The organism is Rhodoblastus sp. (assembly GCF_019449565.1).
In the GTDB taxonomy this organism is placed as follows: domain Bacteria; phylum Pseudomonadota; class Alphaproteobacteria; order Rhizobiales; family Beijerinckiaceae; genus Rhodoblastus.
On sequence record NZ_JAGRPM010000027.1, the window covers coordinates 1 to 26,698 of the forward strand.

The 26,698-nt window shown below is 61.4% G+C and carries 21 protein-coding genes; 9 read left to right on the forward strand and 12 right to left on the reverse strand.

Features of this window, described 5'->3' with window-relative positions; all coding sequences use genetic code 11:
* Nucleotides 1-292 precede the first annotated feature (292 nt).
* Together QZ409_RS06025 and QZ409_RS06030 are read left to right on the forward strand one after the other, a co-directional pair.
* Complete coding sequence (locus QZ409_RS06025) at nt 293-958, forward strand: hypothetical protein (protein WP_296707873.1); 666 nt, start codon at nt 293-295, stop codon at nt 956-958.
* A gap of 137 nt (nt 959-1,095) precedes the next feature.
* Entirely contained in the window at nt 1,096-1,434 is a 339-nt protein-coding gene (locus QZ409_RS06030) for a P-II family nitrogen regulator (protein WP_296708451.1), read from the forward strand.
* A gap of 502 nt (nt 1,435-1,936) precedes the next feature.
* Here the strand turns inward: QZ409_RS06030 and QZ409_RS06035 are convergent.
* Entirely contained in the window at nt 1,937-2,440 is a 504-nt protein-coding gene (locus QZ409_RS06035; protein WP_296707876.1) for a toxin-activating lysine-acyltransferase, read from the reverse strand.
* Nucleotides 2,441-2,510: 70 nt separating this feature from the next.
* Entirely contained in the window at nt 2,511-2,807 is a 297-nt protein-coding gene (locus QZ409_RS06040) for a hypothetical protein (protein ID WP_296707879.1), read from the reverse strand.
* A gap of 361 nt (nt 2,808-3,168) precedes the next feature.
* Between QZ409_RS06040 and QZ409_RS06045 the strand changes: the two genes are divergently transcribed.
* Nucleotides 3,169-4,635, forward strand: a complete 1,467-nt coding sequence (locus QZ409_RS06045) for a methyltransferase regulatory domain-containing protein (protein WP_296707882.1) — start codon at nt 3,169-3,171, stop codon at nt 4,633-4,635.
* Here QZ409_RS06045 and QZ409_RS06050 read toward each other — a convergent pair.
* The 10 genes from QZ409_RS06050 to QZ409_RS06095 all read right to left on the reverse strand — a co-directional run bounded on the left by QZ409_RS06050 (nt 4,616) and on the right by QZ409_RS06095 (nt 16,250).
* Nucleotides 4,616-5,569 (reverse strand): hypothetical protein, encoded by a 954-nt coding sequence (locus QZ409_RS06050; protein ID WP_296707884.1) that lies wholly within the window; start codon nt 5,567-5,569, stop codon nt 4,616-4,618. The genes QZ409_RS06045 and QZ409_RS06050 overlap by 20 nt on opposite strands.
* A 45-nt stretch (nt 5,570-5,614) precedes the next feature.
* Nucleotides 5,615-5,890 (reverse strand): hypothetical protein, encoded by a 276-nt coding sequence (locus QZ409_RS06055; protein ID WP_296707888.1) that lies wholly within the window; start codon nt 5,888-5,890, stop codon nt 5,615-5,617.
* Between the two features lie 15 nt (nt 5,891-5,905).
* Entirely contained in the window at nt 5,906-8,608 is a 2,703-nt protein-coding gene (tssH, locus tag QZ409_RS06060) for a type VI secretion system ATPase TssH (RefSeq protein ID WP_296707891.1), read from the reverse strand.
* Nucleotides 8,609-8,635: 27 nt separating this feature from the next.
* Entirely contained in the window at nt 8,636-9,667 is a 1,032-nt protein-coding gene (tssG, locus tag QZ409_RS06065; protein ID WP_296707893.1) for a type VI secretion system baseplate subunit TssG, read from the reverse strand.
* Nucleotides 9,664-11,625, reverse strand: coding sequence for a type VI secretion system baseplate subunit TssF (gene tssF, locus QZ409_RS06070; RefSeq protein WP_296707896.1), 1,962 nt, complete (start codon nt 11,623-11,625; stop codon nt 9,664-9,666). The genes tssG and tssF overlap by 4 nt, the downstream gene beginning before the upstream one ends.
* Nucleotides 11,626-11,630: 5 nt before the next feature.
* A complete protein-coding gene (gene tssE, locus QZ409_RS06075) occupies nt 11,631-12,179 on the reverse strand; it encodes a type VI secretion system baseplate subunit TssE (protein ID WP_296707900.1) in 549 nt (182 codons plus the stop codon).
* A gap of 59 nt (nt 12,180-12,238) precedes the next feature.
* Nucleotides 12,239-12,736 carry a type VI secretion system tube protein Hcp gene (locus tag QZ409_RS06080; RefSeq protein ID WP_296707903.1) on the reverse strand — a complete coding sequence of 166 codons (498 nt, stop codon included), beginning with the start codon at nt 12,734-12,736 and terminating at the stop codon, nt 12,239-12,241.
* A gap of 48 nt (nt 12,737-12,784) precedes the next feature.
* Entirely contained in the window at nt 12,785-14,287 is a 1,503-nt protein-coding gene (gene tssC, locus QZ409_RS06085; RefSeq protein ID WP_296707907.1) for a type VI secretion system contractile sheath large subunit, read from the reverse strand.
* 17 nt (nt 14,288-14,304) lie between these two features.
* Complete coding sequence (gene tssB / locus QZ409_RS06090) at nt 14,305-14,829, reverse strand: type VI secretion system contractile sheath small subunit (protein WP_296707912.1); 525 nt, start codon at nt 14,827-14,829, stop codon at nt 14,305-14,307.
* 107 nt (nt 14,830-14,936) lie between these two features.
* Nucleotides 14,937-16,250 (reverse strand): type VI secretion system ImpA family N-terminal domain-containing protein, encoded by a 1,314-nt coding sequence (locus tag QZ409_RS06095; protein WP_296707916.1) that lies wholly within the window; start codon nt 16,248-16,250, stop codon nt 14,937-14,939.
* Nucleotides 16,251-16,449: 199 nt separating this feature from the next.
* On the opposite strand from QZ409_RS06095, the gene tssI reads away from it, so the two are divergent.
* From tssI to tssM, 6 genes are all read left to right on the forward strand, one after another.
* Complete coding sequence (gene tssI / locus QZ409_RS06100) at nt 16,450-18,228, forward strand: type VI secretion system tip protein TssI/VgrG (RefSeq protein ID WP_296707919.1); 1,779 nt, start codon at nt 16,450-16,452, stop codon at nt 18,226-18,228.
* Nucleotides 18,229-18,232: 4 nt separating this feature from the next.
* On the forward strand, nt 18,233-18,790 hold the full coding sequence (locus QZ409_RS06105; RefSeq protein ID WP_296707921.1) for a hypothetical protein: 558 nt from the start codon (nt 18,233-18,235) through the stop codon (nt 18,788-18,790).
* 24 nt (nt 18,791-18,814) lie between these two features.
* The gene (gene tagH, locus QZ409_RS06110) at nt 18,815-20,176 is read left to right on the forward strand and encodes a type VI secretion system-associated FHA domain protein TagH (RefSeq protein WP_296707923.1); all 1,362 of its coding nucleotides are present in this window, start codon (nt 18,815-18,817) and stop codon (nt 20,174-20,176) included.
* Between the two features lie 83 nt (nt 20,177-20,259).
* Nucleotides 20,260-21,597 (forward strand): type VI secretion system baseplate subunit TssK, encoded by a 1,338-nt coding sequence (gene tssK, locus QZ409_RS06115; protein WP_296707928.1) that lies wholly within the window; start codon nt 20,260-20,262, stop codon nt 21,595-21,597.
* A complete protein-coding gene (gene tssL, locus QZ409_RS06120) occupies nt 21,594-23,123 on the forward strand; it encodes a type VI secretion system protein TssL, long form (protein WP_296707933.1) in 1,530 nt (509 codons plus the stop codon). The genes tssK and tssL overlap by 4 nt, the downstream gene beginning before the upstream one ends.
* A 32-nt stretch (nt 23,124-23,155) precedes the next feature.
* Complete coding sequence (tssM, locus tag QZ409_RS06125) at nt 23,156-26,698, forward strand: type VI secretion system membrane subunit TssM (protein WP_296707937.1); 3,543 nt, start codon at nt 23,156-23,158, stop codon at nt 26,696-26,698.

The following is a 26,698-nucleotide window of genomic DNA, read 5'->3' on the forward strand; positions in this document are numbered from 1 at the left end:
AGCGCCGGATAACGCTCAATAACGCCATGTCTATCACTCCAAAGACCCCCGCTGACGCCAGCCGGGAGAAGTTCAAACATGGGTCAAATCTCAGTGGAAATGCCCGCCCAAAGCGGGTCAGTTCTCAGTGGCAATCAACAAACGGACTGTTCCTGCAACGAACCCGCCGATTCTAATGCCAAGACTGCTTGCGTTCGTAATTGCTCTATTCTCGCTCTCGCTGGCGGCCACGCGAGGTTTTGCAGAGGCGCCGCCGCTACCACCCGAGTATCCAGACCAAGGATTCATTGAGTTGCACGGCCAGATGGCCGTGAACTTCATCATCGGCAATTCCATCGGGATTAGATACGACGACTACCTGTCTATGGATGAATTCGACTTTTACATCAGCGCCAAGTTCATCAGTCACCTGCCCGACTTCAGCTGCCCAACCATCCCGCACCGTCTCACGGCCGCCGAAAACTGCTTTCTCCGCGAAGATCGCGGGGCGGCCCCACGTTGCGAAAAATACCGGGTGTTCCGCAAGACGACGGGATCAGTCGACGATACCAGCATTGGCGGGGCCATGGGCTTTTACGTCCCCGACGACCTGTCTGACTTGAAAAATACGTGGAAGCAGCGGCGGGTGATCACCAAGGGTGGGGCCTTTTTTTGCCATCCCGATCCGGAACGGTCGACGCGCCTGAACGATCCGCCGGCCGGCTATGTGGAATTGCGTGGAGCGGACGCCCTGCGGTTCGTCGTCGGCAATACACTGGCGACGATCGGCGAGGCGCCTGTCTATTACCCCAGCGCCCACGCCGCCTGTAAACGCGACGGCGACCATGCCTCGCTCGAGCCGATCGACTTGACGGAAAAGCAAAACTGCGGACTTCATCGCCACTGCGCGCCCTTTCGCGTGTTCAAAAAACAATCCGTCAATGTGCAGCGGGCGGCAAAGGGCGCGACGCCTCTGTAACGAAGCAATATTTCCTCCGCGCCGCACGGCAATCAAATTTCGGTGAGACGGGGCTCTCACACGACGCACGCGCCCTATTGGCCGCGAATCTCGCTATGGTCGTACTGCCGCATTTTTCTTTAGAGGAGCGGTGGGCTGTGAAGAAGATCGTTGCGATCATCAAACCGTTCAAATTCGACGAGGTGCATCAAGCTTTGCAAGAGCTGGGCGCGCGAGGGGTTACCGTGACCGAGGTTCAGGGCATCGGTCGCCAACTGGGTCACACCGAGCTATACCATGGCAACCCTTACGTGGCCGACTTCCTTCCCAAGGTGATGATCGAGGTCGTCGTGCATGACGACCAATTGGACGAAGCGATTCTGGCGATCCAAAAAAGCGCGCAGACCGGCCGTATAGGCGACGGAAAGATTTTTGTCGCAGCCGTCGAACAGGCAGTTCGCATCCGAACCGGTGATATAGGCGTCAACGCGGTCTAACCTCAAAAAAATGCTAAATGGGCGTCGCTGCCGGATTGGAGGGGTATAGGGGCCTCCGTAATGGGAAGGATGTGAAGGCGGCGTCACTGAAATGGTATCCGGCGAGGCACGTGTCGCAATCGGGCACGCAGGAGACTTATGGATCAACAATATGGCGGGCACCACAAGCCGGGCCGTGTGTCCAGATAACAAAAATCCCACGTCGTTCGATAAAACCATTCGCCGGGCCCCGCCCGCTGCGCAGCTAATTCTGCAGGCGTCGCCGGCCGGCACTCCCGGCGGACCCAGGCCGGCACACCCCTGCCAGCAGTCGGCCTGTCGGATTTCGACGGATTACTGCCGGCATTGGCGCTCGTGGACAGCGCGATCGCAAGCAGTATTGCGAGTGTGCTTGAGGGGCGGCGGCACGACACATGCCGCGACTGGGTTACGCGTGTCATCGGCTTTTCCTGCATTTTCAGGAGACGACAGTCTTCGGATGTTTCCGGTCAAGTAGTCCCTCTCAAAATTGGAAATACTGGATACGCGGGGTGAAGGGACCTCCGCTGCGGATTTCACCGCGGATCGCGGGTATGCTGCGGCCCTTGAAAAAGGGCAGGCTGCGAAGCTCGCGCACGACCGGGCGGCAATGGCCGAATGGGGCCAGGAGTTCATAGAAAAAGGGCAGGTCGCCGCAGTTGAACTCGTGGGCTTCGAGGTCGCGCCCGGTGGCGAGCGTATCGCTTAAAACTTGCGGGCTGAGCCACGTCCAATTGCAAAACGCCCGGGGGACGCCGAGCGCGTCGGTGTAATAGTGAAACTGTCCCAGTGGCAGCGATGGCAGGATGCGGCGGTTCAACTTTGCCGGTGGATAGCCTGCGTGGAGGCGGGAGTATCCAGCGAGAAACTGGACTCCGCTCATAATTCGTAGCGCCGCTGCCTGCGAAGGCGGCCCGTCGGAAACGCGCTCCAGGGGCTCTGCGCCCTTTGCGCTCAGCTTATGCCAATTGATTTCCGTCAGATGCATCCCCGCCGCGCTTTCGCACGTCGCAGCCCCTGTCGGAGCGCCCCAAACCGACGCCTATCCATTGGTCGGTTCAGTAATAAAATTCGCTCTTCCCCGGCGTCTGAACGAGGACCCGCAGTCCGTTGATTATGATGCCGCCGTTCTTAAGAACGAGGACTTCCGATGCGCCGGATTTGATCCGCAGCCCTTCCGGGATCACCTGCACGATCTGTTCGAGGCGCTCGGCCTCTTTCCAAAGGATATGGACCAGCTTGGTCAGATGATCGACTTTCGCCGCGAGCGCAGTCTCCAGCGCAATGCCCGTGAGGCCCACAGCCAGAGCCGCGTCACCGGTGTTCGGGCCGATGGCGTTCCCAATGCCTCCCATGACGTTCCTCCTTTGGCTTCAAACGAGCGCCTTAGGCGCGAGCCAGGTGATGTGGGCAGGGTGTCTTGACGATGGCGACAGGGCGATCGAGGGCGACCCTGGATCGCGGCGCTCGATCGATTTGCGATCCATGCCAAATGCCGCGAGAACGACGGGCAGTCTGACACCGGCCGGCTGGATTGGCAAGATTGGGGCCGCCGCGACTGTCGCCCGTGTGACCTGAAATTGCTGGCGCTTGAGCGTTGCAAGACGACTCCCCATGCGCCGCGTCGCGAGCAAAAGCGACCGTGACATTGAGCGCGGTCGCGGACATACTCGCGGCGAGGCAGTAATCGATCAACATTGGTTTCGGTGGAATCCGATGACGACGCTCTACGACAGCGTTCGCTACCCGAACTGGCCCAATACGCGGACGCATCCCGCGACGATTGGAGCGCTGGCGCAATTGCTTGGGCGGCCCGGCGCGCCGTTCGGCCGGTGCCGCGTTCTGGAAGTCGCGTGCAGCGAAGGCGTCAATATTGCGAATATGGCGGTCGGCGCGCCGAACTCGGAATTTTTCGGAATTGATATCGCGGAATCGTCGATCGCGCGCGGCGAGGAAACGATTGGCTGGGCTGGTCTCGGCAATGTGCGATTGCGTCTGGCCGATATCAGGGACGAACAGGCCGTTCAGGGCGAATTCGATTACATCATCGCCCATGGCGTTTATTCCTGGGTCTCGGCCGACGTCCGCGCGGCCTTGATGGCGATGATCGGCAAGAAGCTGTCCGCCGACGGCGTCGCTTTCATCAGCTACAACGCCTTTCCCGGCTGCAGGGTGCGGGAAACCATTCGCGACTATCTCGTCTATGTCCTGCGGGACGCCCACGACCCGCAGCAGCGCATGGAGGCGGCGCGGGCCGCGCTCGAATATCAGATGTCGGGCTGGTCGGCCGAGAAGCCATTCCAGAAGGCCCTGCTCGAAGCCGCGCAGGACAATCTGAATCGGCCGATCGAAGTGCTGTTTCATGATGAAATGGGGGAGGTTTGGGAACCGCAATTCCTGAGCGACGTCGCGGACGCTGCGCGAGCGCAGGGGCTCGATTATCTCGCCGACGCGCATCCCTCCGTTCTCAATGACGGGCTGTTTCCTTCGGTTCGTTTCGACGCCGCGAAGAAGCATACCGGCGGCGATTGGGTGAAGTTCGAACAATTGCTCGATTTCACCGACATGCGCCCCTTTCGCTGGTCCTTGTTCTGTCGCGCGGGGGAGAAAATTGAGCGGATCGCGACGCCGGACCGGGTGGTCGGGCTCTATGCCTCCGCCGACCTCACGCCGGCGTCGGGACCGGGCAAGAAGGCTTTTGCGTTCCGGGCCAGGACGGGCGTGGAATTCGAGACCGACGATCCGGCGCTTGGCGGCCTGCTCGGACGACTGGCGTCGGAGCCGGCGGTTCTTCTGGACGAATATGCGGGCTCCCCAGATGTTGTCGAAGCCATCCTGCGGCTTTTCGTCAACACGGCGGTCACCCTCGCTACGGCTCCGCCAATCTTTACGCGGAGCCCCGGCAAAAGGCCGCTGGCAAGTCCTTTGGCGCGGGCGCAGGCGCGACGCGGCGAAGAGGTGCTGGCGGCGCTGCATCACAAGCCCGTGCGGATGATCGATCCGTTCTGGAATTCATTTTTGCAGCAGCTCGATGGAACGCATGACCATGAGGAACTGGCGCAATTCGTCGCCGCATCGACGGGAAAGACCATCGACGAGTCGCGGCGCTTGATTCCGGCGGCGCTGGAAGAAGTGGCGGGCAACAGGCTCTTGATGGACGCCGTCAAGGCGCAAAATGCGTAGCCGGGACCGAGGCGGACCAGCCGCCGCTCGCCTGAATATTCGGGGAATTCGACAGGCTCATCAGGACAGCGCCGAAGGTCGCGGTCTCAAGAGCGTTATAGGTTTGAGCCGGATCCATCGGCGGGTTGACGATCATTTTCTCCGCCGCGCTGTTGGGCGTTCCCGTCAGATAATCATCTGACGTGAAATAGGATGTGATCAATTCGGCGGGCTGGGCTTCAGGCGCGCCATCTGAGTTGATCCGCCATCGGATCTTGGCCACGAGCCGGCTTTTCCAGTTGATGAAGCCAATCGGCTTGATGACGCCCGTGTTCAGGTCTTTGACGACGAATGTGTTGAAGAAGAACAGCGACCGCTCGACCTGATAGAGATAGTTCTTCTTGTCGTCGCCGCCGCGGGCGGATCGCGTGGCGAAATTGGGAAGAGCCAGCGGGCGATCCGTGAAGGGATGATCGTGGAATTCGAGCGACGCCACCCAGGCGCCGGGTTTTCCGCCGCCGCGAATTGCGACGCCGCCAGCTTCGACGAATGGAAACGGAGGCGCGCCATTCTCGTCGGCGTCGAGCAGAAACGAGCTGCTCCCCGGAAACAGCGGCGGCGCCGCGAAATCAAGTTTCATGCTGCCGTCAGAGGGCGTCATCCCGGCATACAAGGCGTAATCGATCGGCTTCCAGGCCAGCTGAAGAAGGTGGAATTCATATTGTTGCTGAATGTCGGCGATGCTGTCCGCCAGGACGTTCATGCTGGCGGTGAGCTTGATCGCGCTGGCCCGCGCCGCGCTCTGGATTCTGCCGGAAACGATGGGGCCGCTGGAGCGGCCCTGGTGCAGAACGGCCATGGCGACGGAGCCGCGTCTTGCATAGCTTATGGCCGGCCGGGCGCCGGCGTAATGGGCCGTCATGGTCGCCGTGGTTTCCTGAAGGGCAACCGGCATCGTCCTCTCCCAGCTTCCGGCGTCGCGGCGCCTCGCGTGAAAAATTCAGTCGCGATACAGCTCGCCCCACTCCTTCTGCCAAATATTGTCCGGATCGATCACGACGATCGCCAGCTTGAGATCATTGGCGAGTTTGATCGCGCCGCGAAAGGCGTCGCGTGCGGGAATGTCGCCGCTGTCGACGCCGCCGGGCAATTTGCCCTCGATGGCGGAGACGGGAACGCGCACGCGGCCGGTCTGACCCTCATGCGTCTGCGCCAGCGACAGGTTCAGCGCGTCATCCTGCAATTCGTCAACCTGTTCGAAGCGATTGGCGGTCATAGCCACCTCCCTTAATTACGGACTCGCGTCTTCCGTCGCCTCCGGCGCGGCGGGACTCTGTTCGCGCTCGCCGACTCCGCCGCCCCAGTGATAGCGAAAGACGCCGTCCTCGATTCCCACTCGCGCCTCCGTCAGTTCGACCTTCGCCAGCGACCGCTTGAGGAACTCGCGCGAAAGCGCGGGAAGCAGCGTGTTGGTGATGATGTTGTCGATGATGCGGCCGCCGGAATCGGGATCGTTGCAGAGCGAGACGATGTGATCGACGACCGCGTCCTCGTAGGAAAACGCCGCTCCGTGGTTGTCGTGGATGCGCTTGCCGATGCGGTCGAGCTGCAAACGCACGATGCCCGCCAGCATGTCCGGCGACAGCGGAAAATAGGGAATGGCGACAATGCGCCCGAGCAGCGCCGCGGGGAAAACCTTGAGCAGTTCCGGGCGCATGGCGGCGGCGAGCGATTCCGGATTTTCGACGAAGGCCTTGTCGTGGCTCAGCTCCATGATGAGGTCGGTGCCGACATTCGACGTGAGAATGATCAGCGTGTTCTTGAAATCGATGCGCCGACCCGTGCCGTCCTCCATGACGCCCTTGTCGAAGACCTGGAAGAAGATTTCATGGACGTCGGGATGAGCCTTTTCCACCTCGTCGAGCAGGATGACGCTGTAAGGCTTGCGCCGTACCGCTTCGGTGAGGCGGCCGCCCTCGCCATAGCCGACATAGCCGGGAGGCGCGCCCTTCAGTGTCGAGACCGTATGCGCCTCCTGAAACTCGGACATGTTGATGGTGATCATGTTGGTCTCGCCGCCATAGAGCGCCTCGGCCAGGGCGAGGGCGGTTTCGGTCTTGCCGACGCCCGAAGGTCCGCACAGCATGAACACGCCGATCGGCTTGTTCGGATTGTCCAGCTTGGCGCGATTGGTCTCGATCCTCTTGGCGATCATCGCGAGGCCGTGGCTTTGTCCGATCACGCGACGGTTCAGTATTTCCGGAAGGCGCAGGACGTTCTCGATCTCGTCCTTGACCATTCGCCCCACCGGAACGCCGGTCCAGTCGGCGACTACGCTGGCGACCGCCTGCGCATCGACGTGGGCGTAGATCATCCGCTTTTCCGGTTCGATGCCTTCGAGCGCTTGGAAGTTTTCGTCGAGCTTCGAACGGGCGTCGTCGAGATCGGCGCCGTCCTCCGGCGTGGCGAGGATTGCGCGCAGGGAACGGATTTCATCGACGATTTTCTGTTCGCCTTCCCAGGCCGCCTCAAGCGCGGCGAGCTTCTCGCCGATGATCTTGGACTGTTCGTCAATTTCCGCGATGCGCGCGTCATTGGTCGGCCCGAGGTCGCGGTCTGCGACCAGCGCCGTCTTCTCCTGTTCCAGCGCAGCCTGCTCGACGCGGGCGTCGGCGATGGCCGCCGGGGTCGCGCTCTGGCTGATGGCGACGCGGGCGCAGGCGGTGTCGAGCAAGCTGACCGCCTTGTCGGGCAATTGCCGCGCTGGAATGTAGCGGCTGGAAAGCCCGACGGCTGCGACGATGGCGGGGTCGGAGATACGCACCTTGTGGTGCTTTTCCATCGGCCCCAGAATGCCGCGCAACATCCGGCAACAGCGGTCGATGTCTGGCTCGTCGATCTGCACCGGCTGAAACCGGCGGGTCAGGGCAGGGTCCTTTTCGATATATTGCCGATATTCGGACCAAGTCGTCGCGGCGATGGTTCGCAGGGTTCCGCGCGCCAGCGCCGGCTTGAGCAGATTGGCCGCGTCGCCCGTGCCCGCTTGCCCGCCCGCGCCGATCAGCGTGTGCGCCTCGTCGATGAAAAGAATGATGGCCTGCGGCGAGTTCTGGACCTCGTCGATCACGGAACGCAGCCGCTGCTCGAATTCGCCTTTCATCGAGGCTCCGGCTTGCATCAGGCCGACGTCAAGAACGCAAAGGCGGACGCCGCGCAAGGGCGGCGGCACGTCATTGGCGGCGATCCTCTGGGCGAAACCCTCGACCACCGCCGTCTTGCCGACGCCCGCCTCGCCAGTCAGGATAGGATTGTTTTGGCGCCGTCGCATCAGCACGTCGATGAGCTGCCGAATTTCCTCGTCGCGGCCAAGCACCGGGTCCATGTCGCCGGCGGCGGCTTTGGCGGTCAAATCCTGTGAAAAGCGGTCGAGCGCGGTCTGGCCCTTCTGGCCCGCAGCCGCTGCTCCCGGCGTTCCCTCGCCGCGCAGGCCGGATCCATCAAGCGGGCGCAGATTTTCTTCCTCGGACCCGCTCCATATCTTGGGATATTCGGCGGCGAGCTGATCGACGGGGATCTTGGAAAATTCCGGGGAGATCGCGACAAAGGCGCGGCGCAGCTCCAGCGATTTCAACGCGCCGACCAGCACATAGCCGGTGCGGATCTGCGTCTCTCCGAACAACAGGGTCGCATAGTGCCAGCCGCGATCGAGCAGATCCGTGATCGTGTTGGACACGCCCGGCATTTCCGTCTCGTTTTTCCTGAGGCCCTCGATGGCGCGGGACGTATCCGCCGCAAGCCGGGCGCGATCCAGTTTGAAATGATCGCAGGTCAGCGCCAGATCGGTGCGATCATTCTGCAGAATCTGGAAAAGCCAATGCGCCAGTTCGACATGGCGATTGCCGAGACTCTTGGCCTGCCTCAACGCCTTGATGAAGGCGTCGTAGCCGATCCTGTTCAGCTTGCCCGTGACGGCTTCCAGACTGATGTCGGTCATTTTCGTCCCCGCCGGATTCCGGTGAATTCAGGCTGAAGCCGCCTCGCTCCGTTTTCGCCGCAGTCGCTCCGCCGGATGAAACAAGGCGTCGGAGCGGTGGCCCGCGGAGGAAAGATCCGGCGACAGCCACGTGGTCCATCCGAGTTCGCCGGCCTCGCCGAGGCGCATGGGTTGCGCCTTGGGCGCAGGGATCGCCAATTCGACGTCCCAGTCGAACTCGTCGCCCAGATAGAAAAAAATGAAGTCTACCAAGGGCTCGCAACGGTCGCCCTGCGGCAGGAACCTGCGGTATTCGACCATATCCGACGCGTAGATTCGAATGCGGATTTTGTCCTGAACGCTGAAGAACACGCCGCCGAGCATAGTGTCGACGCCAAGCCCGCAAAAGGCCGCGCCGAGCCGGGTGCAGTCGTCTGCCGTCAGCTCCAGACGCGAACCGACGAATTGTTCGATGTCGATTTCGACAGCGAACAAGCCGCGCAGCCCGCCGCGCAGACGCGCCGCCGATTTCGCCTTGGCGCCAAGCAGGCCGGCATAGCCGAGCTTGCCGCAGTCTGGCACGCTGTCCCGTTCGCGGAAGGGCGGCGATCCGATCCCGATCGTCGACCCGATATAGGCGATGAAATGGTCGTCATCGGGGCGGTCGTGTTGAGCGGCAGGCCGGGAATCCGCCCAGGCGCGATAGAATAGCTGCAGGAAGCGGTGGTTGATAAGGTCGAGAAAGCGCGGAAAGGCGTCGTCGCGCGCCAGACTCCAGTGAAAGGCTTCCTCGGTCGTCGCGAGCGGCAAGGCGCCCTGCGGGCCGAGCAGTCCCAGAAATTTGACCAGGATCTGCACACGGCCGTCCGAACGCTTGTGAAATTTGCTCAGATTGGAGGCGGGAAAGTCAAAATAGGGGTCCTGGCCCAGCAAGACATATTCTTCGCGGCGCGAACTGGCGTCGCCGATCCGCGGCAGCGGGCCAGTCCCGGGCAAGGCGCCCCGGCGTTCGATGCGCCGCAAAGTGTCGAAAAAGTCGAACCGCCACGGCTCTTTTTCCATCTCCTTCGGATCGGTCATAGCAGCCTCCTCGCCCCCGCGCGCACGGGCCAGCGCGCGATCTCGCCGCGATCAAGGCTGCGAACGACGGTCTGGGTGAAATGATTGAGACTGGAATATTCGCTGTAGAAACGATCGAGCACGGCGCCCAGCAGGAAGGCGCCGCTGCCTTCGAAGGCTTTCTCGTCGATTGTCACCGCGATCTCGACACCGCGCGCCGCGCCAACGCCGCCTGCTTGCCGCATGCGACGCACGATCGGCCGTGAATCCACGCTGCTGACGCCGCGAATGCGACGCTCGATGGCGTTGTCGGAAATATCGGCGAACATCGACAGGAGTTCGCGCAAGGCATGGGCGTTCTGCTTGGCGCCGCGTTCGACCAGTCCGAGGTGATTGAGCCCGAGCATATTGATGAGGCGCCACGTCACCGCGCCGGCGCCCGCCGTTTCGCTGCGGCTCCGCAATTGCTTGACGACCGGCTCGCGCGGCGGCGTCGGCCCTGAAACGCAGGTCAGGATCAATTCCGACTGATCGAGCAGCCTGAAATCGGCGCCGCCCTGGCCAACCGGCAAATGTTCGGTGAGATGGCGGTTCGAACAGAGCGCCTTGAGGCTCAGTTCAACCACGGTTCGCTCGTCTGCGAGACCGGCGCGCTCCACCAGCGAGATGAACATATCGGTGCCGGTATAATTCGAGGCACCGCCGTGCCGCCGCTCTTCTTGCGAGCGCCGGCGCGGCAGCCGCCTGACCGTATAGGCCAGTTCCGGCTCGGCGAAGCTGTCCACCGCCGCGGAATAGAGCGGGTAAACCTTCACCTTGTCGCGCCCGGCCCGGAAGTGGCCATAGACCTCCAGCACGCGATGCGGCTCGAAATCGAGATAGCGGCCACGGTCCGGCACGACATGATATTCATGCTGGTTGCGGCGCACGGGGATGCGATCGAGCGTCTTTTCGAACAGATTGATCGCAGGCGCGGAATAGAGCGCGAACATGCCCGGCGCCACTGCCGCAGCGAGACGCGCATTGATCTCGTCGAAGGTGATCAAAAGATCGACCGAACGCGAGGGGATATTGGCGAAGACCTTGCGCAGGCCGCTCAGGCGAAAGCCGAGAAACTTGCGCGGAAAGGCGAAATATTCGCGCAGGAATTCGAAGCCTGTGAAGATGCGGTTGTCGTTTGGAAAAAGGGCGTCGTCCGGGTCGAAGCCGATCTGCGAGAGGCAGTCCGGCGGCGCGGCGACGAAGACCGGATCCCCGAACGCGTCGAGATAGCGAAAATGCACGCTGACGCGGTGTGCGAATATTTGTTCGTAAATCGCGACGGCGTCCGCTTCGCCGCCGATCAGATGGAAGGTCAGGTCATCAGTCTTGCAGCCGGCGAACCAGAACTCGGGCTTTTTGGCTGTCTCCGCGTCCCATTTTTCGTCCTCGGACTTGGCCGAACTGCGATGGGCCAAAGTCAGACGCATGCCGGATAGCACTCTTGGACCAGTCGAAAGCCCGAGCGCCTGAAGCGGGCCGGGCGTCGGAAAATATTGCGCTTCCGTCAGTTCGAACGGCCAAAGAATGATTTCGTTGGCGAGGCGAAAGCGGCAGGCGACCTGTCGGTCGAGCTCACGATAATTTGCTTCCAGATAGGAGTTGTGCGCTATTTTGCGGCCTTCGCGAAGGGCGGCGTCGCCGAAGGGCGGCGATACGCGCGCCAGAATGAAGGACGGCGTCGGCGCAAGGTAATTCGGGACAAGCTGCTCGATCAGATTGTTGCAGAACTCGGGAAACTCATGCTTCAGCTTTAATTGTACGCGAGCCGCGAGAAAGGCTGCGCCTTCGAGAAGGCCCGATATCATCGGGTCTGTTCGCTCTGAGACGAGGCCGCCGAGGCGGTCGGCTATGCCGGGATATTCCTCGGCAAATTCCTTGGCCTGCTCGTGTAATAACTGCAGTTCGCGATTGTAATGTTCGAGGAACTCGCGGTCCATGCGCGTTAAAATCGACTGAGCGTGACTTTGCCGCTGTCATATTCGACGTCGGCAATGAATTCGACGGGCACATTGACAGGACGGCAGAACAGGTCCGCCTGTACGACGAACCGAAGTCGAAGTGCGACCTTGTCCGCCTTTTCGTCCCGATAGACCTTGATCGTGCTTCGGACGAGGCGGGGCTCATAGCGCGCCAGAGCGTCTTCGATTTCGTGCGCAACATCCGACAGGTTCGCTTCATCGAGCGAGCGATGGGCCATGTCCGGAAAGCCGTAGTTGAGAATGGATTTCCTGACCTCGGGGCAGGACGTGAGATCCTGCGTGGACTCGAGCGCGATCGAATTCATCAATTGCTCGAGATCATGCGCGACTTCCTTGCGCAGAACGGGTTCTGTTACGGCCAGCCGGAGGGAGCTGCGCCGGGCGGCGATGACGCGCTCGCCGCTCTGGTCGCGCAAATCAAGTACGCGCCTGGCGTCCTTTTGCTCATGCGCGCTTCTGAAGGCGAACATGAACGGCGGACCAAGCCGGTTTTTCTGCGCGACGCTCGCCATTTCGAAGCCTCGGAAAGTTCGGCGGACGGCGCCACGCCTTCCGCCCGAAACTGATCGCGTCAAACGGACTTCGCGTGTTTGATATCATACCCCGACTTGACCGAGCCGCCGAGCGATCCGTCCGGCTTCTGCTCTTTATAATCAAATTCTATCTTCGAAAAATTGAGCGAAACTTGCTCTGTTCCCAGATCATGCCCGCTGCTATCGGACTGCTGGAAAGAGGATACCAGCAAATCGCTAAGAGTGATCTTGTAATATTCCAGCTGCCCTGCTTTTTGTCCCGCTTTGCGGAAGGTCAATTCAGCCTTTTTGATCGTATCGCCTGTAGCGCAGGCCAAAAAGAGCTTGGGTGATGATTTGTCCACGAATTTCGTGAAATGGACATCCCCGATATGCGAATGTTTGCTGCCGCCGCCGCCGCCGGCGGCGTGAGAACCCGTATTGGTCACCCCGAACGAAAAACTCTGTACTTCGATCTCGTTCTTGTGCTTGTCGTCTTGCGACTCGCCCTCAATGCCGTCGAGCTTGATGAAAATGTCAGCCTTTAGTACAGCCATCGCACCCTCCCATGAAACAGAACAGGTACTGGAAACAATTCGGCGGCATCAAATCTTGGCGCCGGGCAAACGCGACACGAGGCTCAATCCGATGTCCATCGCTTCCAGCTGATAATGGGGCCGCAAGTAGAACCGAGCGCTATAATAGCCAGGATTTGTCTCGTCTTCGAATACTTCGACACGCGCGTCGGCCAGCGGCAATTTGGCCTTCGTGCTCTCGCTGGAATGCAATGGATCGCCATCGACATATTGCATGATCCATTCCTGCAGCCAGATCCGTAAACCTTCTTTTTCTTTCGTGGCGCCCACCTTGTCGCGCACCATGCATTTCAGATAATGGGCGAAACGCGATACGGCGAACATATAGGGCAGGCGGGCCGACAGATTGTCGGAAGCGGTCGCCTCCACCCCGTTCTTGCCTTCATAAACCTTGGGCTTGTAGACCGATTGCGCTCCGATGAAGGCCGCTTTGTCGGTGTTCTTGCGATGGATCATCGGGATGAGGCCCGATTTGGCGAGTTCGTGTTCGCGGCGGTCGCTGATGGCGATTTCCGTCGGGCATTTCAGGTCGACGCCGCCATCGTCGGTTGGGAAGGTATGGGTCGGCAAATTCAGCACTTCGCCGCCGGACTGGACGCCGCGGATGCGCGTGCACCAGCCATATTCCTTGAAGGCGCGATTGACGTTCACCGCCATCGCATAGGCCGCGTTCATCCAGGCGTATTTCTCGCCCTTGTGTCCATCGGTGTCTTCCTCGAACGCGAATTCCTCGACCGGCTCGGTCTTGGCCCCATAGGGCACGCGCGCCAACACGCGCGGCATGCAGAGGCCGAGGTAGCGCGAATCCGCCTGATCGCGAACGCCCTTCCAGGCGGCATATTCCGGCGTGTCGAACAGCTTCGACAAATCGCGCGGGTTCATCAGCTCGTTCCAGCTGTCCATGCCCATTAAGACGGGGTCTGCCGCCGCGAAAAGCGGGGCGTGGGCCGCCGCCGCGATCTTCGAGAGGTCGCGCATGAGCTGCACGTCCGGCGCCTGATGGCTGAAGGCGTAGTCGCAAACGATCGCGCCATAAGGCTCGCCGCCCAACTGGCCGAATTCCGCCTCATAGACCCGTTTGAAGAGGGGGCTTTGATCCCATCGGGCGCCGGGATAGAGGCGAAGGTTCTTGTAGATCTCCGTCTTGGAGACGTTCATCACCTTGATCTTGAGCTGTGCGTCCGTCTCGGAATTGAAGACGAGATAGTTCAGCCCGCGCCAGGCGCTTTCGACCTTCTGAAATTCAGGCGCGTGAATGATCTCGTTGACCTGCGCCGTCAGCATGGCGTCCAGCTTGGCGATCATGCTCTCGATCGTATCGAGCACGTCCTCCTTGACGACAGACTCGTCGGCCAGTGCTTCCTTGACGAGCGTCGCCACGGCGTTCTCGACCTCCGTCGCCGCGCGCTCGGTGCGCGGCCGGAAGCTCTGTTTCAGCAGGGCTGAAAATTCATCTATTTCGCGCGTCTCGACTTGCGCGCCTTGAGGGACCGGGTTGACTTCTGTCGACATTTCGCAGTCCTTCCGGTTTACTGTTCCGCGCCGCCTTCAGATGGATTTTTCGCGAGTTTTTCACCAACGGCGGCCATGAGCGCTGGATCTTTCAACAGTTTCTTCAATTGCTCTTCGGCTCCAGCTTTGCCGTCCATGTAACGCATGAGGTTGGCGAGTTGTTCGCGCGCCTCCAGCAATTTTGCGAGCGAGGGAACCTGCCTCGCCACCGCTGCGGGCGAAAAATCTTCCATCTTCTGAAATTTCAGTTTCACCGCGAGCTTTTCGTCGGCTTCGCCCAGTTTGTTGGCGACGCGAAAACTCGTGCCGGGCTCGATCGCCGCCATGCGCTGTTCGAAATTGTCCATGTCGATATCGAGGAACGTTCGATCGCCTACTTCCGGCTTGGCGATATCGGAGGAATCCCCCGAAAGATCCGCTAGGACGGCCATGACGAAAGGCAGCTCGATTTTCCGCTCGGCGTCGTAGGGATCGTCGTAGCTGATATGAACGCGAGGGACGCGATTTCGACGGATGAATTTTTGGCCGCTGTCCGAACTCATGGCGAACGGTCCTTCTAAAAGCTGACCATGGGCGATTATGCTCGGCATCGGTCAGAACCCAAAGCATTACTGCAATTTTGGCTAACGTCAATGCTCAACACGTCGCGCTAATAGCTTGAGCCTGGCTGTTTCAATGCATCGGATGGAAGTATTTCCTTCAATATTGTCAGAAAATCTGCGGATGAAAATTTGCGCGCCCGCTCGCACAGGAATGGAACCGGGCTGGATGGTTCCTTGCGGGCGTAATAGGCCTCGATCTGAAGCAATGCGGCGACGGCGGCGGACTTGTCGGCGATATTCACCGTGCTGGCGACGGGCGAGGGCGGCTCCGTGACTTCTGTTCCAAACAGTTCCGACAGCCGATGGAGCGGGAGGTCCAAAGTCTCGTTCCTGCCCACCCCGATCCGCGCCTGATCGAAATAATCGGGCGCGAGAATGCGGATCACTTCGAGAAAGTTTTTTCCGACCAGGCTTGCCGCCTGCTGGATCAGAAGAAGCGCCGGACTCGAAGGTTCCGATTTCGCAAAATAGGCGGCTATTCCCGCCAGGGTCGCGGAGACGTCGTCAAGCGTCGCAATTGGGCCGGCGAGCGTCGCGGGGCCTTGGGCGGCGTCCCCGTTCGTCGCCTCGGGCTCAGCCTGCGCGGCGAGGGCCGGCTCCCTGCGGCGGACAAAATCGTCGAGGAAGGCGAGGATCTTTTTGCTCAAGCCTTCCAGCAAATCGAGGCGAACGGCCGCTTGATGGCCGAGGCGACCGGCGGTTGTCGCGCCAATCGCCGCGGCCGCCGCCGCCAGACGCGCGAAACGGTCGCGTTGCGCGATCAGATCCTCGGTCGGAATTTCCATGAAGGCGCGGTCGATGACCGTTGCGTCGGGGACCTCCTCGCCTTCGCGCGGGGAGAGGCCATCGGCGACGAGCTTGTGGCGAAAAGTAATGGCGCCCGCGCGCGGATGTCGAATAAGCGGCGTGAATTGCAGGGGAAGGACGATGTGGGTCATGTCGTCGAGCGCCTGCAGCGACGCCAGGCGCAAGGCGAAATCGTCTCCTTCCGCGCCAGGATTGACTTCCTCCCACCGCGCCTCGAGCAGGTTGGCGATTGTCTCCACAAGATCGACGAAATCCGGCAGCTTGCGATCGAGGGCGGCGAACTTGGCAAGGGCCACGAGGAGACGAATGTCGCGGGTGCGGAGCAGCAGTTCTTCCGCCGTCGCGACCTCGCCCTGAAAACTCAGGGAGCCGCGTTCAAACGGCTTTTCATTTCCGCTCTCCTGATCGCGCGTGAAAAATTGGCCGGGCAGGGTTCCCTCGACCCGGGCAAGGAAATTCATGAAATCGGGATCGAATTGCAGATCCAGATCGGGGCCACAAGCGCTGTCGTCCGAAACGGGTTTGATCAACTGATCTAGCGGCAAGATGGCCATGTTGCTCCTCGCGCGCTCCTTCTTCCGTCGCCATCGGACGGAACGAAATGGGCCAAGATTGTGTTTAGCCGGTTGTGACGCTCGAAAAGTCTAAACGATTTCAAATTCGATCTCAGGCGCCAAGGCGCGCCGCCCGACTATGGGGGACATGTTTTATATCGTCAAGTTTTTGCAGAATGGCGCAAGTATAGGTGGACGAATGTCTCAGCTTTTACAGGAAGGCCGCCCGAGCGCGTTTACAAGCCCTTTGGGGAAGGACGTTCTGGCTCTGGCGCGCTTCGACGCTACGGAAGGCGTCAGCGAGCTTTTCGAATTTCGCATCGAGGTTCTAAGTGCTTCGGATCACATCGATTTTGACCAGGCGCTCGGCCACAATTGCTGCGTGACCTTCAGCTCGCCCGACGGTCCCGATCGCCATTTCAACGGCGTGATGGTGGAGGCCGAGGCGGTCGGGGCCTTTCGCGAACTCTTCTTGTATCGGATCGTTCTGCGCCCTTGGCTCTGGCTACTTTCGCGCACATCGGATTGCCGGATCTGGCATGACAAGACAGTTATCCAGATCATCGACGAGGTGTTCCGCGATCGCGGTTTCAGCGACTTCAAGGCCGTGACGACAAAACCTTATTGCAAGATCGAATATTGTGTTCAGTATCGTGAAACAGATCTGAATTTTGTCTGCCGATTGATGGAAAGGTTCGGGATATATTATTTTTTCGAACATACTGCCGGGACGCATATGCTTAAATTGGCCGATTCCAAGTCGTCCCATGATGCCGTTCCCGGCCACGCGACAATTTCGTATTTTGACGATCTCCAGGCGCGACATGACGTCGAATACTTCCGGAGCTGGAGCAGCGAGCGGCAATTCCGATCCGGTAAATATAAATTGAACGATTACGATTTTAAGCAGCCCACAAAAAAGCTGCAAACGGAAAAGGAATCTGCTTCAAAATATAGCAAGGGTCAGATGGAGATATATGACTATCCTGGGCTGTATACGGAAATGAAGGATGGCGAGGAAGGCGCCAAAGTGCGTCTGGACGCCGATCAGGCTCAAGATAAACGCCGCTATGCGATTGGAAACGCCATCAGTCTGTTTCCGGGGGGCTTCACGACACTGGATCGCCATCCGGTTCCGGCGGAAAAGATCGAATATTTGATCCTGCGGGCGAAGCATTCCTTTGTCGCGCAGAGCTATCGTTCGGGCGGCTCCGGCGAGGCCGATTATTCGGGAAATTACGAACTCCATGACGCCTCAATTCCCTATCGGCCGCCGCTGCTGACGCCGAAGGCGCTGATCCATGGGCCGCAGACGGCCCGCGTCGTCGGCGAGGAGGGCCAGGAAATCGACGTCGACAAATATGGCCGCGTCCTCTTGCTGTTCCATTGGGACCGCAAGGAAATGAAATCCTGCCGCGTTCGCGTCGCCCAGGTTTGGGCCGGCAAGCAATGGGGCGGCCAGTTCATTCCGCGCATCGGAATGGAGGCGGTCGTCGAATTTCTCGAAGGCGATCCCGATCGCCCGCTGGTCGTCGGCGCCGTCTATAATGGCGACAATGAATTTCCGTACGCGCTTCCAAAGCAGAAAACCCAGTCGGGGATAAAGTCGGACAGCACGCTCGGGCATGGCGGATATAACGAGCTGATGTTCGACGACGCCAAGGATTCCGAATTGATCCGGATGCACGCACAGAAGGATCATCAAGTCACGGTGCTGAATACGGAGACGAACGAGATCGGCGAAAAATTTCAGGGCGGAACCGACGCCTCGCGCACGACGACGCTCGACAAGGGCAGCGACCATCTGACGATCCAGGCGGGCGACCAGATCATAAAAATTTCGGGCAATCAGGCGGTCACGGCCGACCAGAGCATCAAACTGACCTGCGGCGCGAGCGTCATCGAAATCACGCCGACGGAGATCAAGGTGACGTCCGGCCATATCGCTTTCTCGGCGCCGAAGATCGACTGGAATTGAGTCCATGAACAGGATTCGATTTGCGACATTGAAGGATCTTTTTGCATCCTTTTCGACGGCCGCCATCGAGACGGGGGAGGAGGCGAGCGCCGAGGAATCCGTCGCCTTTATTCGTCGATGTCTGGCCGAGAAGCGTCCTGACGCCGCCATCTCCTATTGCGCTTATCTGTTGCCGCGTCGCGAAGCGGTCTGGTGGGCATGTCACGCCATGCGCGACATGAAGGACCTGACGGCGAGCGAGCGGGCATGCGTGGCGGCGGCCCGGCAATGGGCGCTGCGTCCGGAAGAGGCGGCGCGCCGGAAGGCGCTCGATCTCGGCCTTGAAACGAGCGCCAAACTTTCGGGAGGATGGATCGCGCTGGCGGCGGCGTGGTCAGGCGGCAGTATTGCGCCGGCCGGGGGCGCGCCAATGTCGCCTTCGCCCGCCGCGACCGCGCAAGCGGTCCGCGTGGCCCTGCTTTCCGCTTCAACAAGACTGGCTAACGACAGGAGACCGGCTATTATGACTGCTTGGGTCGAATTTGCTCTGCGATCTCTGGACGAGGGCATGGATTTCGCCTGAGGCGCCGAATTGAGGAACCCCGCAATGGCGCTGACGCTGAAGATCGAGAACCATTCCAGCCTGCCGGACGGCGGGCCGCTTTCCTTCACGCTCAACGGTCAACGAAGCGCCGATATCGGGCGCGACCAGCATCTGGATTGGAGCCTGCCAGACCCGCAGCGTTTCATTTCCGGCAAGCATTGCGAAATCAAATATCAGTCCGGCGAATACATGCTCATCGACGTCTCGACCAACGGGACTTTCGTGAATGGCGCGCTGACGCGGGTTCAATCTCCCTATCGCCTGAAACATGGCGATCGGCTTCAGATTGGCGACTATCTGATTTGCGTTTCGATCACGGGCGAGGCGCGCCGCGCCTCCGACGCCGAGCCCGGCGCCGCGCGGCCGACCATCGACCGTCCTCACTCGAATGAATCGCTCTGGGACGTCGGCGGCGAAGTGGCGCCGCCCATCGATCCGAAGGAATTGCGGCCACAGGGGAGACCTAGTCCCGTCTTCGGCGATTTCCTGTCCCATGCGGTCGACGCCCCGCGCATCGGGGAAACGGCGCAATTCATTCCGGCGGAACAATCGATGGATTGGGCGCCGCTGTCGCCAAGGCCCGTCCCGCGAGAGGAGGCGCCGCGCGCGCCGGAGCCGCGCCGGCGCGCAAGTTTCGACGATGACGCCTGGGGCGCGGCGCCGGACATCGCCACGCCCGCGCAGCCCAAGGCACAAGCCGCAGCCGCATCCGCTGTCCCGCCGCCGGATCGCGCGGACCCGCCATTCGCGGCCGTCCGGGGCGATCAAGGCGCTGTTCGGGGGGCCTCGGACGCCTTCATGCAAGCCTTCGCTTCGGCGGCGGGGATTCCGCAGGATTTGCTTTCCGGCAAAAGCCCTGAGGAACTGGGCGCCCTAATGGGAAAGTTCGCGCTGATTGTCGCGGGTGAATTGCAGCAATTGCTGCAGGCGCGGGTCGAAGCCAAGCGCATCGCGCGCAGCGGCGAATATACGTTGATCCAGCCGCAGGACAACAATCCGCTCAAATTCACGCCGACGCCGCAGGATGCGCTGCGCATCATGTTCGGCCCGCCAACGCGCAGCTATCTCGACGCGCTCGATGCGCTCGAGGCCAGCTTCGCGGACTTGAAGCGGCATCAGCTTCGGACCTATGCGGCCATGCAGCAGGCGGTGAAGAGCCTGTTCGACGCTCTCGATCCGGAGCAGCTCGACAAGAACGCGCCCAAACTGCATGGGGCCGAATCCCTGTTCAAGGCGCGCAAGGCGCAACTCTGGGACGCTTTCCTGGCGGCCTGGAAAGCCCAGACGAAAGGCCAGTCCGACGGCGTCATCAACCAGTTCATGTTGCTTTTCGGGAATTTCTACGATCGGGCAGGCGACGGCTGAGAAAGCGGACCGCCTCCTCGCGGAGGCGCGCTTTCCCGTCGGCACATCGCGTCGCTTTTCGGCGGCGGGCGCTAGGGGGAATGATGTCCTGGTACAGCAAGGTCATCTGGCGGGAAGGGTTGTTCCTTCGTCCGCATCATTTTCAGCAGAGCGATCGCTATCACGAGCGGCGCGTCGATAGCCGCACGCGTCATATCTCTCCCTACCCCTGGGGCTTTTCCGAACTCGAGATCGACAGGGATGTCGCGCAGCAAAGCAAGTTCGCGGTGCGTCGCGCGGCCGGGATCATGCCGGATGGAACGCCTTTTAATTTTCCCGGCGACAGCCCGGCGCCGCTGCCGATCGACATCCCCGACGATGCCGCCAATCAGATCGTCTGGCTCTGCATTCCCGCGCCGGCGCCCAATACCCGAGAGGTCGATCACCGCGTCAGCGACAGCGCGTCGCGCTTTCTCGAAGGCGCGGAAACCTTCATCGATTCCACGTCAGAACTGCGCGTCGAGCAGGAGCTCGATATCGCCTATCCGCGTCTGACCTATGAATTGCGGCGCACGCCCAAGCCCGGCTATTTCAATCTCGGCATCGCGCGCGTTCTCGAAGTCCAGGACAAATCGCTGGTTTTCGATGAAAAATATGCGCCGCCGGTGCTTGTCTGCAGCGCCCATAATGTCGTCTCCGGCTGGATCGACCGGATCTCCGGTTGGGTGGAGCACAAGCTGGAGGAATTGTCGCGCTATGCTGCCGATCCGACCTCGGGCGGCGGTTTGCAGAGCGTCGACTATTTCGTGCTTCAACTGCTCAACCGCACGATCCCGGTGCTGCGGCATTTGCGCTCTTCGGGCTATGTCCATCCCGAGCGCCTGTTCGTGACGCTTGTCGCGCTCGCTGGCGAGCTTGCGACCTTCGGCGCGACGGATCGCCGGGCGCGCCGCTATCCGGCTTATGATCACGACGATCTCGAAGGGACATTCGAGCCCGTTTTGCGCGACCTGCAGGATTTTCTCAGCGCACGCCTCGGGCGGCGCGCCATTCGCCTCGAATTGATCGAGCGCGCTGACAACGCCTTCGTTTCGCCGATCCGCGACCGCGCCTTGTTCCGCAACGCCAGTTTCGTTCTCGAAGTCGCGGCGCGGCGGCCCCTGACGGAAATTCAGATGCAATTTCCGAAGCTGTTCAAGATCGGTCCGAACACCAAGATGAACGAGATCGTACACGCGCATTTGCCGGGCGTGCCGCTGGTGCATCTGCCCACGCCGCCTCCGCAGATTCGCGCGATTACCGATCACGTCTATTTCTTTCTCGATCGGCAATCGCCGCTCTGGCCGGAATTCAGCTCCGCCGCTTCGATCGGCATGCATTTTTCCGGAGACTGGCCTGAACTGGAGCTCGAACTCTGGGCCGTTCTGGAGGACTCCAGATGAGCGACAAGAAGGATCCCGGGCCAGAGGACAATGAGCGCACCGTGTTCCGGCCCAATCCGGGGCGCAGGCTCCCCAAGGGGCCGCCGGCCAATTCCGGGCCGCCGGCCAATTCCGGGCCGCCGGCCGGGTCCGAGCCGCCTGTGGTCCCGCCGCCCGCGACGCCTTTCAGTTACGCCAACGCGCCCGCCTATGGCGATCCGTCCCCGCCCTTGTCCTCGCCCGCGTCGGCGGGCGGGGGCGACGACTGGATCGCGGCGCGGCCGCCCGCCGCTTCAAGCGGCGCCGGGTCGCCCGGTTTGCCGCAGGCGCGGGGCTTGCGCTTCGACGATCTGGCGGCGCCCAATCCGAACCCGATCATGCGCTCGGCCGGGCCTTTGCTGCTGCTGCTCGGACGTCTGCGCGTGGCCGCCCTGCGGGCCTCTTTCGCCAGCCTGATGGAGCAGGTCGCGGAAGCCGTGAAATTCTTCGAAATCGATATACGCGCGGCGGGCGTGGCGCCCGAAACGGTCAATGTCGCGAAATATCTGATCTGCGCGACGGCCGACGACATCGTCCAGAATATTCCGACCGAAGATCGCCATGTCTGGACGCAATATTCGATGCTGAGCCGGTTCTTCGGCGAAAGGATTGGCGGCGTTCGCTTCTTCGACGAACTCGATCGGCTGTCGGCAGACCCGGCCAAGAATTTCGACGTCCTCGAATTGCAGCACGCCTGCCTCGCGCTCGGCTTTCAGGGCATGTATCGCGCCAGCGCGGCGGGTGCGGCGACCGTGCAGAATCGTCAACGCAGCCTCTATGAAACGCTCCGCCGCATTCGTCCGCGCGGCGCCAGCGCCTTGTCTCCGCATTGGCAGGGCCAGAATCTCGCTCTGACGACCAGCAAATTTCGCGCGCCGACCTGGGCGCTTGTCGCGCTGATCCTGATTCTGACGTTCGGCTTCTTCATTTTCCTGCGAACCCAGCTGACGCAGACCGCCGAAGCGACGGCGCTGGAGACCAATGCGCTGCACCCCAACACCAAGATCGCCTTGCAGCGGCGCCTGCCATCGCCGCCGCCCCGGGTCGAGGCTTCGCCGGCGCAACTGGGCCAGCTGGAGCGGATCAAGAACGCAATGGCGACGGAGATTCAATCTGGAGCCGTGACGGTCGAGCCGATTGGCAAATGGATCGCGATACGCGTCGGCAGCCTGATCCTCTTCAAATCGGGCGACGCGAAGATCCTGCCGCAATTTCAGCCCTTGGCCAGCCGCATCGGCCAGGTCGTCGAGAAGGAGGTCGGGCCGGTCCGGGTCGTTGGACATACCGACAATGTCGCGCTGAACGCCGCCAACAGGTTCCAGTCCAATTTTCAATTGTCGATCGAGCGCGCCAAAGCCGTGGCCGCCTTGCTGCAGCCTGCCTTGACGCAGCCTGACCGCCTGATGGTCGAAGGGAAGGGGGCCGACGATCCGATCGCCTCCAATTCGACCGCCGAGGGACGCGCCAGGAATCGAAGGGTCGATATTCTCGTCACGCGCACCGACTAGAGCCTTTTCAACCGCAGGAGCAATGAGGAGAAATGTTCAACAAATCGGCGGTCGGCGGCGATGTCTTCCGGATCCTGCTTTACGGCGCGGGATTGGGCTCGATTTCGGCTTTCGTCTGGCTGGCCGGTCCTTATATTGCCTTTGGCGAATTCAGGCCGCTGGAAAACGCGCTGGCGCGCGAGATCGTCATTGTTCTGCTGGTCGCGGCCTTCGCCGGGATGAGCGGCTTCACCTTCTGGCGCCGCCGCAGGAGCGCCGAGGCGCTGGCCTCCGGCATCGCCGGAGACGAAGCGCCTGACGATTCCGAAGCGCTGCATGAGCGTATGAAGGATGCGCTGGCGACGCTTAGGGCCGCGAGCGGCGGCAAGGTCGATTTTCTCTATGATCTGCCCTGGTATGTGATGATCGGCCCGCCCGGCGCCGGCAAGACGACGGCCCTCGTCAATTCCGGCCTGCGCTTTCCGCTGGCGCAGTGCGCGACGCCTCAGGCGGTGGCGGGAGCGGGCGGCACGCGCTATTGCGATTGGTGGTTTACCGAGGACGCCGTGCTGATCGACACGGCCGGCCGTTACACGACGCAGGATTCAGACGCGCGAGCGGATCGAAAAAGCTGGCTGTCCTTCCTTCAGCTGTTGAAGAAAAGCCGGCCGAAGCAGCCGGTCAACGGCGTCATCATCGCCATTAGCCTGCATGATCTTCTCACCTTGCCGCAGGAGGAAATCGCGGCTCATGCGCGGGCCATACGCACCCGTCTTGTCGAAATTTACGACGAGTTGAAAGTGGCATTTCCGGTCTACGCCCTCTTCACCAAGGCGGATCTGGTCGCGGGCTTTCTCGAATTCTTCGCCAATCTCGACGAGGGCGAACGCCGACAGGTCTGGGGAGCGACCTTCCAGACCAAGGACAAGACTCGGAATTTCGTTGGTCAGGTTCCGGAAGAATTCGATCTCCTGGTCACGCGGTTGAATGAAAAAATGCTCGACCGGCTGCAGGAAGAGCCGGCCCCGGGACCGCGCGTGGCGCTTTATGGACTGCCGGCCCAGATGGCGACGCTGAAGAAGCCGATCCATAATTTTCTGACCGCGATCTTCGAGCCGACCCGCTACCACGCCAATGCGACCCTGCGCGGTTTCTACTTCGCCTCCGGCACGCAGGAAGGCACGCCCATCGACCAGCTCATTGTCGCCCTGAGCCGCAATTTCGGCGCGCAGGAAGTGCGCGGCGCGATGCTCTCGGGCTTCGGGAAAAGCTTTTTTCTTACCGACCTGCTGCAGAAGGTTATTGTCGGCGAAGCCGCCTGGGTCTCGACCGACGCCAGGGCCGTATTCAGGCGCCTGCTGCTGAAAGCGTCGATCATCGGTCTCGCGCTCTGTCTTGGCCTCGGGGCCTGCGCGGCGTGGTGGGTATCCTATTCACGCAACAAGGCGCTGGCGCAATCGCTGGCCGACACGGACAAGGAATATAGCGTCGCGGCCGGGGGGCTGCGCAACGAAGATCAGGTGGCCGATCGCGACTTCCAGAAAATCGAGCCGCTGCTGCGCAAATTGCGATTCATGCCGGCGGGATATGCGCAGAAGGACGCCGCGATTCCAGCCGCCGAGACCTTCGGGTTGAGCCAGCGGGAGCGCCTGTCGTCGAGCGCCGTCGAAGCCTATCGCATGGGTCTGGAGCGCCTGTACCGGCCTCGGCTGTTGTATCGCCTTGAGGAAGCTCTCGACGCCAGGCGCGACGACCCGGATTACGTCTATGAGGCGTTGAAGGTCTACATGATGCTGGGCGGCCTTCACACGCCGGACAAGGAATTCATCGTTTCGTGGATGCGTCAGGATTGGGAGGACAATCTCTATCCGGGCGCGGGTCAGGCTTCGGGCCGCATGGCGCTGGAAGAGCAGCTTCGCGCCATGCTGGATCTCGATGACGGCCGCCCGCCGCTGGTCGATCTCTCAAGCTCGGTGCTGGAAAACAGCCAGCGCCTGCTGGCGCGCATGAGCATCGCCCAGCGCGCCTATCAGCTGCTCAAATCGGACGCGCGCTCGCTCAAGATCCCCGACTGGAACGTCAAGACCGCCGCCGGCTTCGACTCGGAAGCCGTGTTCGAGGCGAAAAATGGCGACGATCTTTCCGCGATCCGCGTGCCCGGCTTTTTCACCTATGTCGGATTTCAGAAAGCGCTCCTTCAGCCGCTGGGAAACATCGCCGATCAGGTTCGGGCGGAAAAATGGGTTCTCGGCAAGGATGGCGAACAATCGGCCGTCGCCGCGCAATATGACACTTTGAGCGTCGACATTTATCAGCTCTATTCCGCGGAATTCATCAAAAGCTGGCAGGGCGCGCTGGCGAAGATTCAGCTTCGGCGCTTGACCGCCGACAAGCCGCGCTATGCGACTCTTTCCACTCTCGCTGGCCCCTCTTCGCCTTTGCGCGCCTTGTTTGAATCGATCCGCGACGAGACCGCGCTGACGCGCGAGCGCCCCGGCCTGAAGAAAAAGGAGGGCGAGCCCGCGCCGGGCGCCGTGCTGTTGAATCAACCGCAAATCGGCGCGCCGGGTTCGCAGATCGAAGCGACATTCCGGCCCTATCATGAATGGCTTGAAGGCGGCGCGACGGCGCGGCCGATCGATCAGCTGATCGGCCGTCTCAACGAGATCAAGGACAATCTGGTCGTTTCGGCGAGCGTGCCGAGCCAGGCCGCTCAGGCCAACGCCAGTCTGCAGGCGCAGGTGCAGGCCTTGCGCGCGCAATCGGCCCGGCTGCCGGCGCCGTTTGACGCGATGATGACGCGCGCGGCGGCCTCCTTCGAGGCGGACGTGAACAATTCCGAGCTTTCGCAACTCAATCGCGCCCTGAGCGATCAGGTGACGGGCGTATGCCAGCAGATCGTGACCGGGCGCTACCCGTTCGACCGGACGGCGCGCAGCGAAATCGCACTGGCGGATTTTGGCCGCATGTTCGGCCCCAATGGCGTCGCGGACCGCTTCTTTCAGCAACGCCTTGCGAAATATGCGGATGTTTCGAAGAAAAACTGGCAATGGCGCGCCGACAGCGCCCTGAGCAACGCGCTTTCGGCGACGACCTTGATCCAGTTTCAGCGGGCGGCGCAAATCAGGGACGCCTTCTTCGCCACGGGCGGCAATATGCCAGCGATCAACATGCAAGTCTTCCCGCCCGTGCTCAGCGGAGCCGGCGTTTCGGCGCGGTTCGAGGTCAATGGCGCGGCCGTCGTGACGCAGGCGGGCGCCTCGGTCCTGCCGGGCGCCATTCAATGGCCCGGCGCGGCTGCCGGCGGACGCGCCGCCGTCACCTTGAGCACGGAGCCGCAAGTCGCCCAAACGCCGACCTTGGGACAGCCGGCGACCCCAACGGCGAGCCTGGCCCCCGCTGTGCTGGAGAAGACCGGCGCCTGGGCGCTGTTCCGGTTGCTGGATGTCGGCGGCGCCGCCCAGCGGGGAGATCGTCTGGTCGCCAGCTTCATCGTCGGCGGCCGGGAGCTGCAATATCAGTTCGCGGTCGGAACGAACCTCAATCCCTTCACCTTGCCCGCTTTGCGGGAGTTCCGCTGCCCGACGGGATTATGA

Bases quoted from the DNA above. Each gene is read 5' to 3' on its own strand.
- tssH (WP_296707891.1), bottom strand. From the start codon at position 8,608: ATGACCGACATCAGTCTGGAAGCCGTCACGGGCAAGCTGAACAGGATC.
- QZ409_RS06035 (WP_296707876.1), bottom strand. From the start codon at position 2,440: ATGCATCTGACGGAAATCAATTGGCATAAGCTGAGCGCAAAGGGCGCA.
- tssM (WP_296707937.1), top strand. From the start codon at position 23,156: ATGTTCAACAAATCGGCGGTCGGCGGCGATGTCTTCCGGATCCTGCTT.
- tssI (WP_296707919.1), top strand. From the start codon at position 16,450: ATGTCTCAGCTTTTACAGGAAGGCCGCCCGAGCGCGTTTACAAGCCCT.
- QZ409_RS06045 (WP_296707882.1), top strand. From the start codon at position 3,169: ATGACGACGCTCTACGACAGCGTTCGCTACCCGAACTGGCCCAATACG.
- QZ409_RS06080 (WP_296707903.1), bottom strand. From the start codon at position 12,736: ATGGCTGTACTAAAGGCTGACATTTTCATCAAGCTCGACGGCATTGAG.
- tssF (WP_296707896.1), bottom strand. From the start codon at position 11,625: ATGGACCGCGAGTTCCTCGAACATTACAATCGCGAACTGCAGTTATTA.
- QZ409_RS06095 (WP_296707916.1), bottom strand. From the start codon at position 16,250: ATGGCCATCTTGCCGCTAGATCAGTTGATCAAACCCGTTTCGGACGAC.
- tssC (WP_296707907.1), bottom strand. From the start codon at position 14,287: ATGTCGACAGAAGTCAACCCGGTCCCTCAAGGCGCGCAAGTCGAGACG.
- QZ409_RS06055 (WP_296707888.1), bottom strand. From the start codon at position 5,890: ATGACCGCCAATCGCTTCGAACAGGTTGACGAATTGCAGGATGACGCG.
- QZ409_RS06040 (WP_296707879.1), bottom strand. From the start codon at position 2,807: ATGGGAGGCATTGGGAACGCCATCGGCCCGAACACCGGTGACGCGGCT.
- QZ409_RS06105 (WP_296707921.1), top strand. From the start codon at position 18,233: ATGAACAGGATTCGATTTGCGACATTGAAGGATCTTTTTGCATCCTTT.
- tssK (WP_296707928.1), top strand. From the start codon at position 20,260: ATGTCCTGGTACAGCAAGGTCATCTGGCGGGAAGGGTTGTTCCTTCGT.
- tssG (WP_296707893.1), bottom strand. From the start codon at position 9,667: ATGACCGATCCGAAGGAGATGGAAAAAGAGCCGTGGCGGTTCGACTTT.
- tssE (WP_296707900.1), bottom strand. From the start codon at position 12,179: ATGGCGAGCGTCGCGCAGAAAAACCGGCTTGGTCCGCCGTTCATGTTC.
- tssL (WP_296707933.1), top strand. From the start codon at position 21,594: ATGAGCGACAAGAAGGATCCCGGGCCAGAGGACAATGAGCGCACCGTG.
- tssB (WP_296707912.1), bottom strand. From the start codon at position 14,829: ATGAGTTCGGACAGCGGCCAAAAATTCATCCGTCGAAATCGCGTCCCT.
- QZ409_RS06050 (WP_296707884.1), bottom strand. From the start codon at position 5,569: ATGCCGGTTGCCCTTCAGGAAACCACGGCGACCATGACGGCCCATTAC.
- tagH (WP_296707923.1), top strand. From the start codon at position 18,815: ATGGCGCTGACGCTGAAGATCGAGAACCATTCCAGCCTGCCGGACGGC.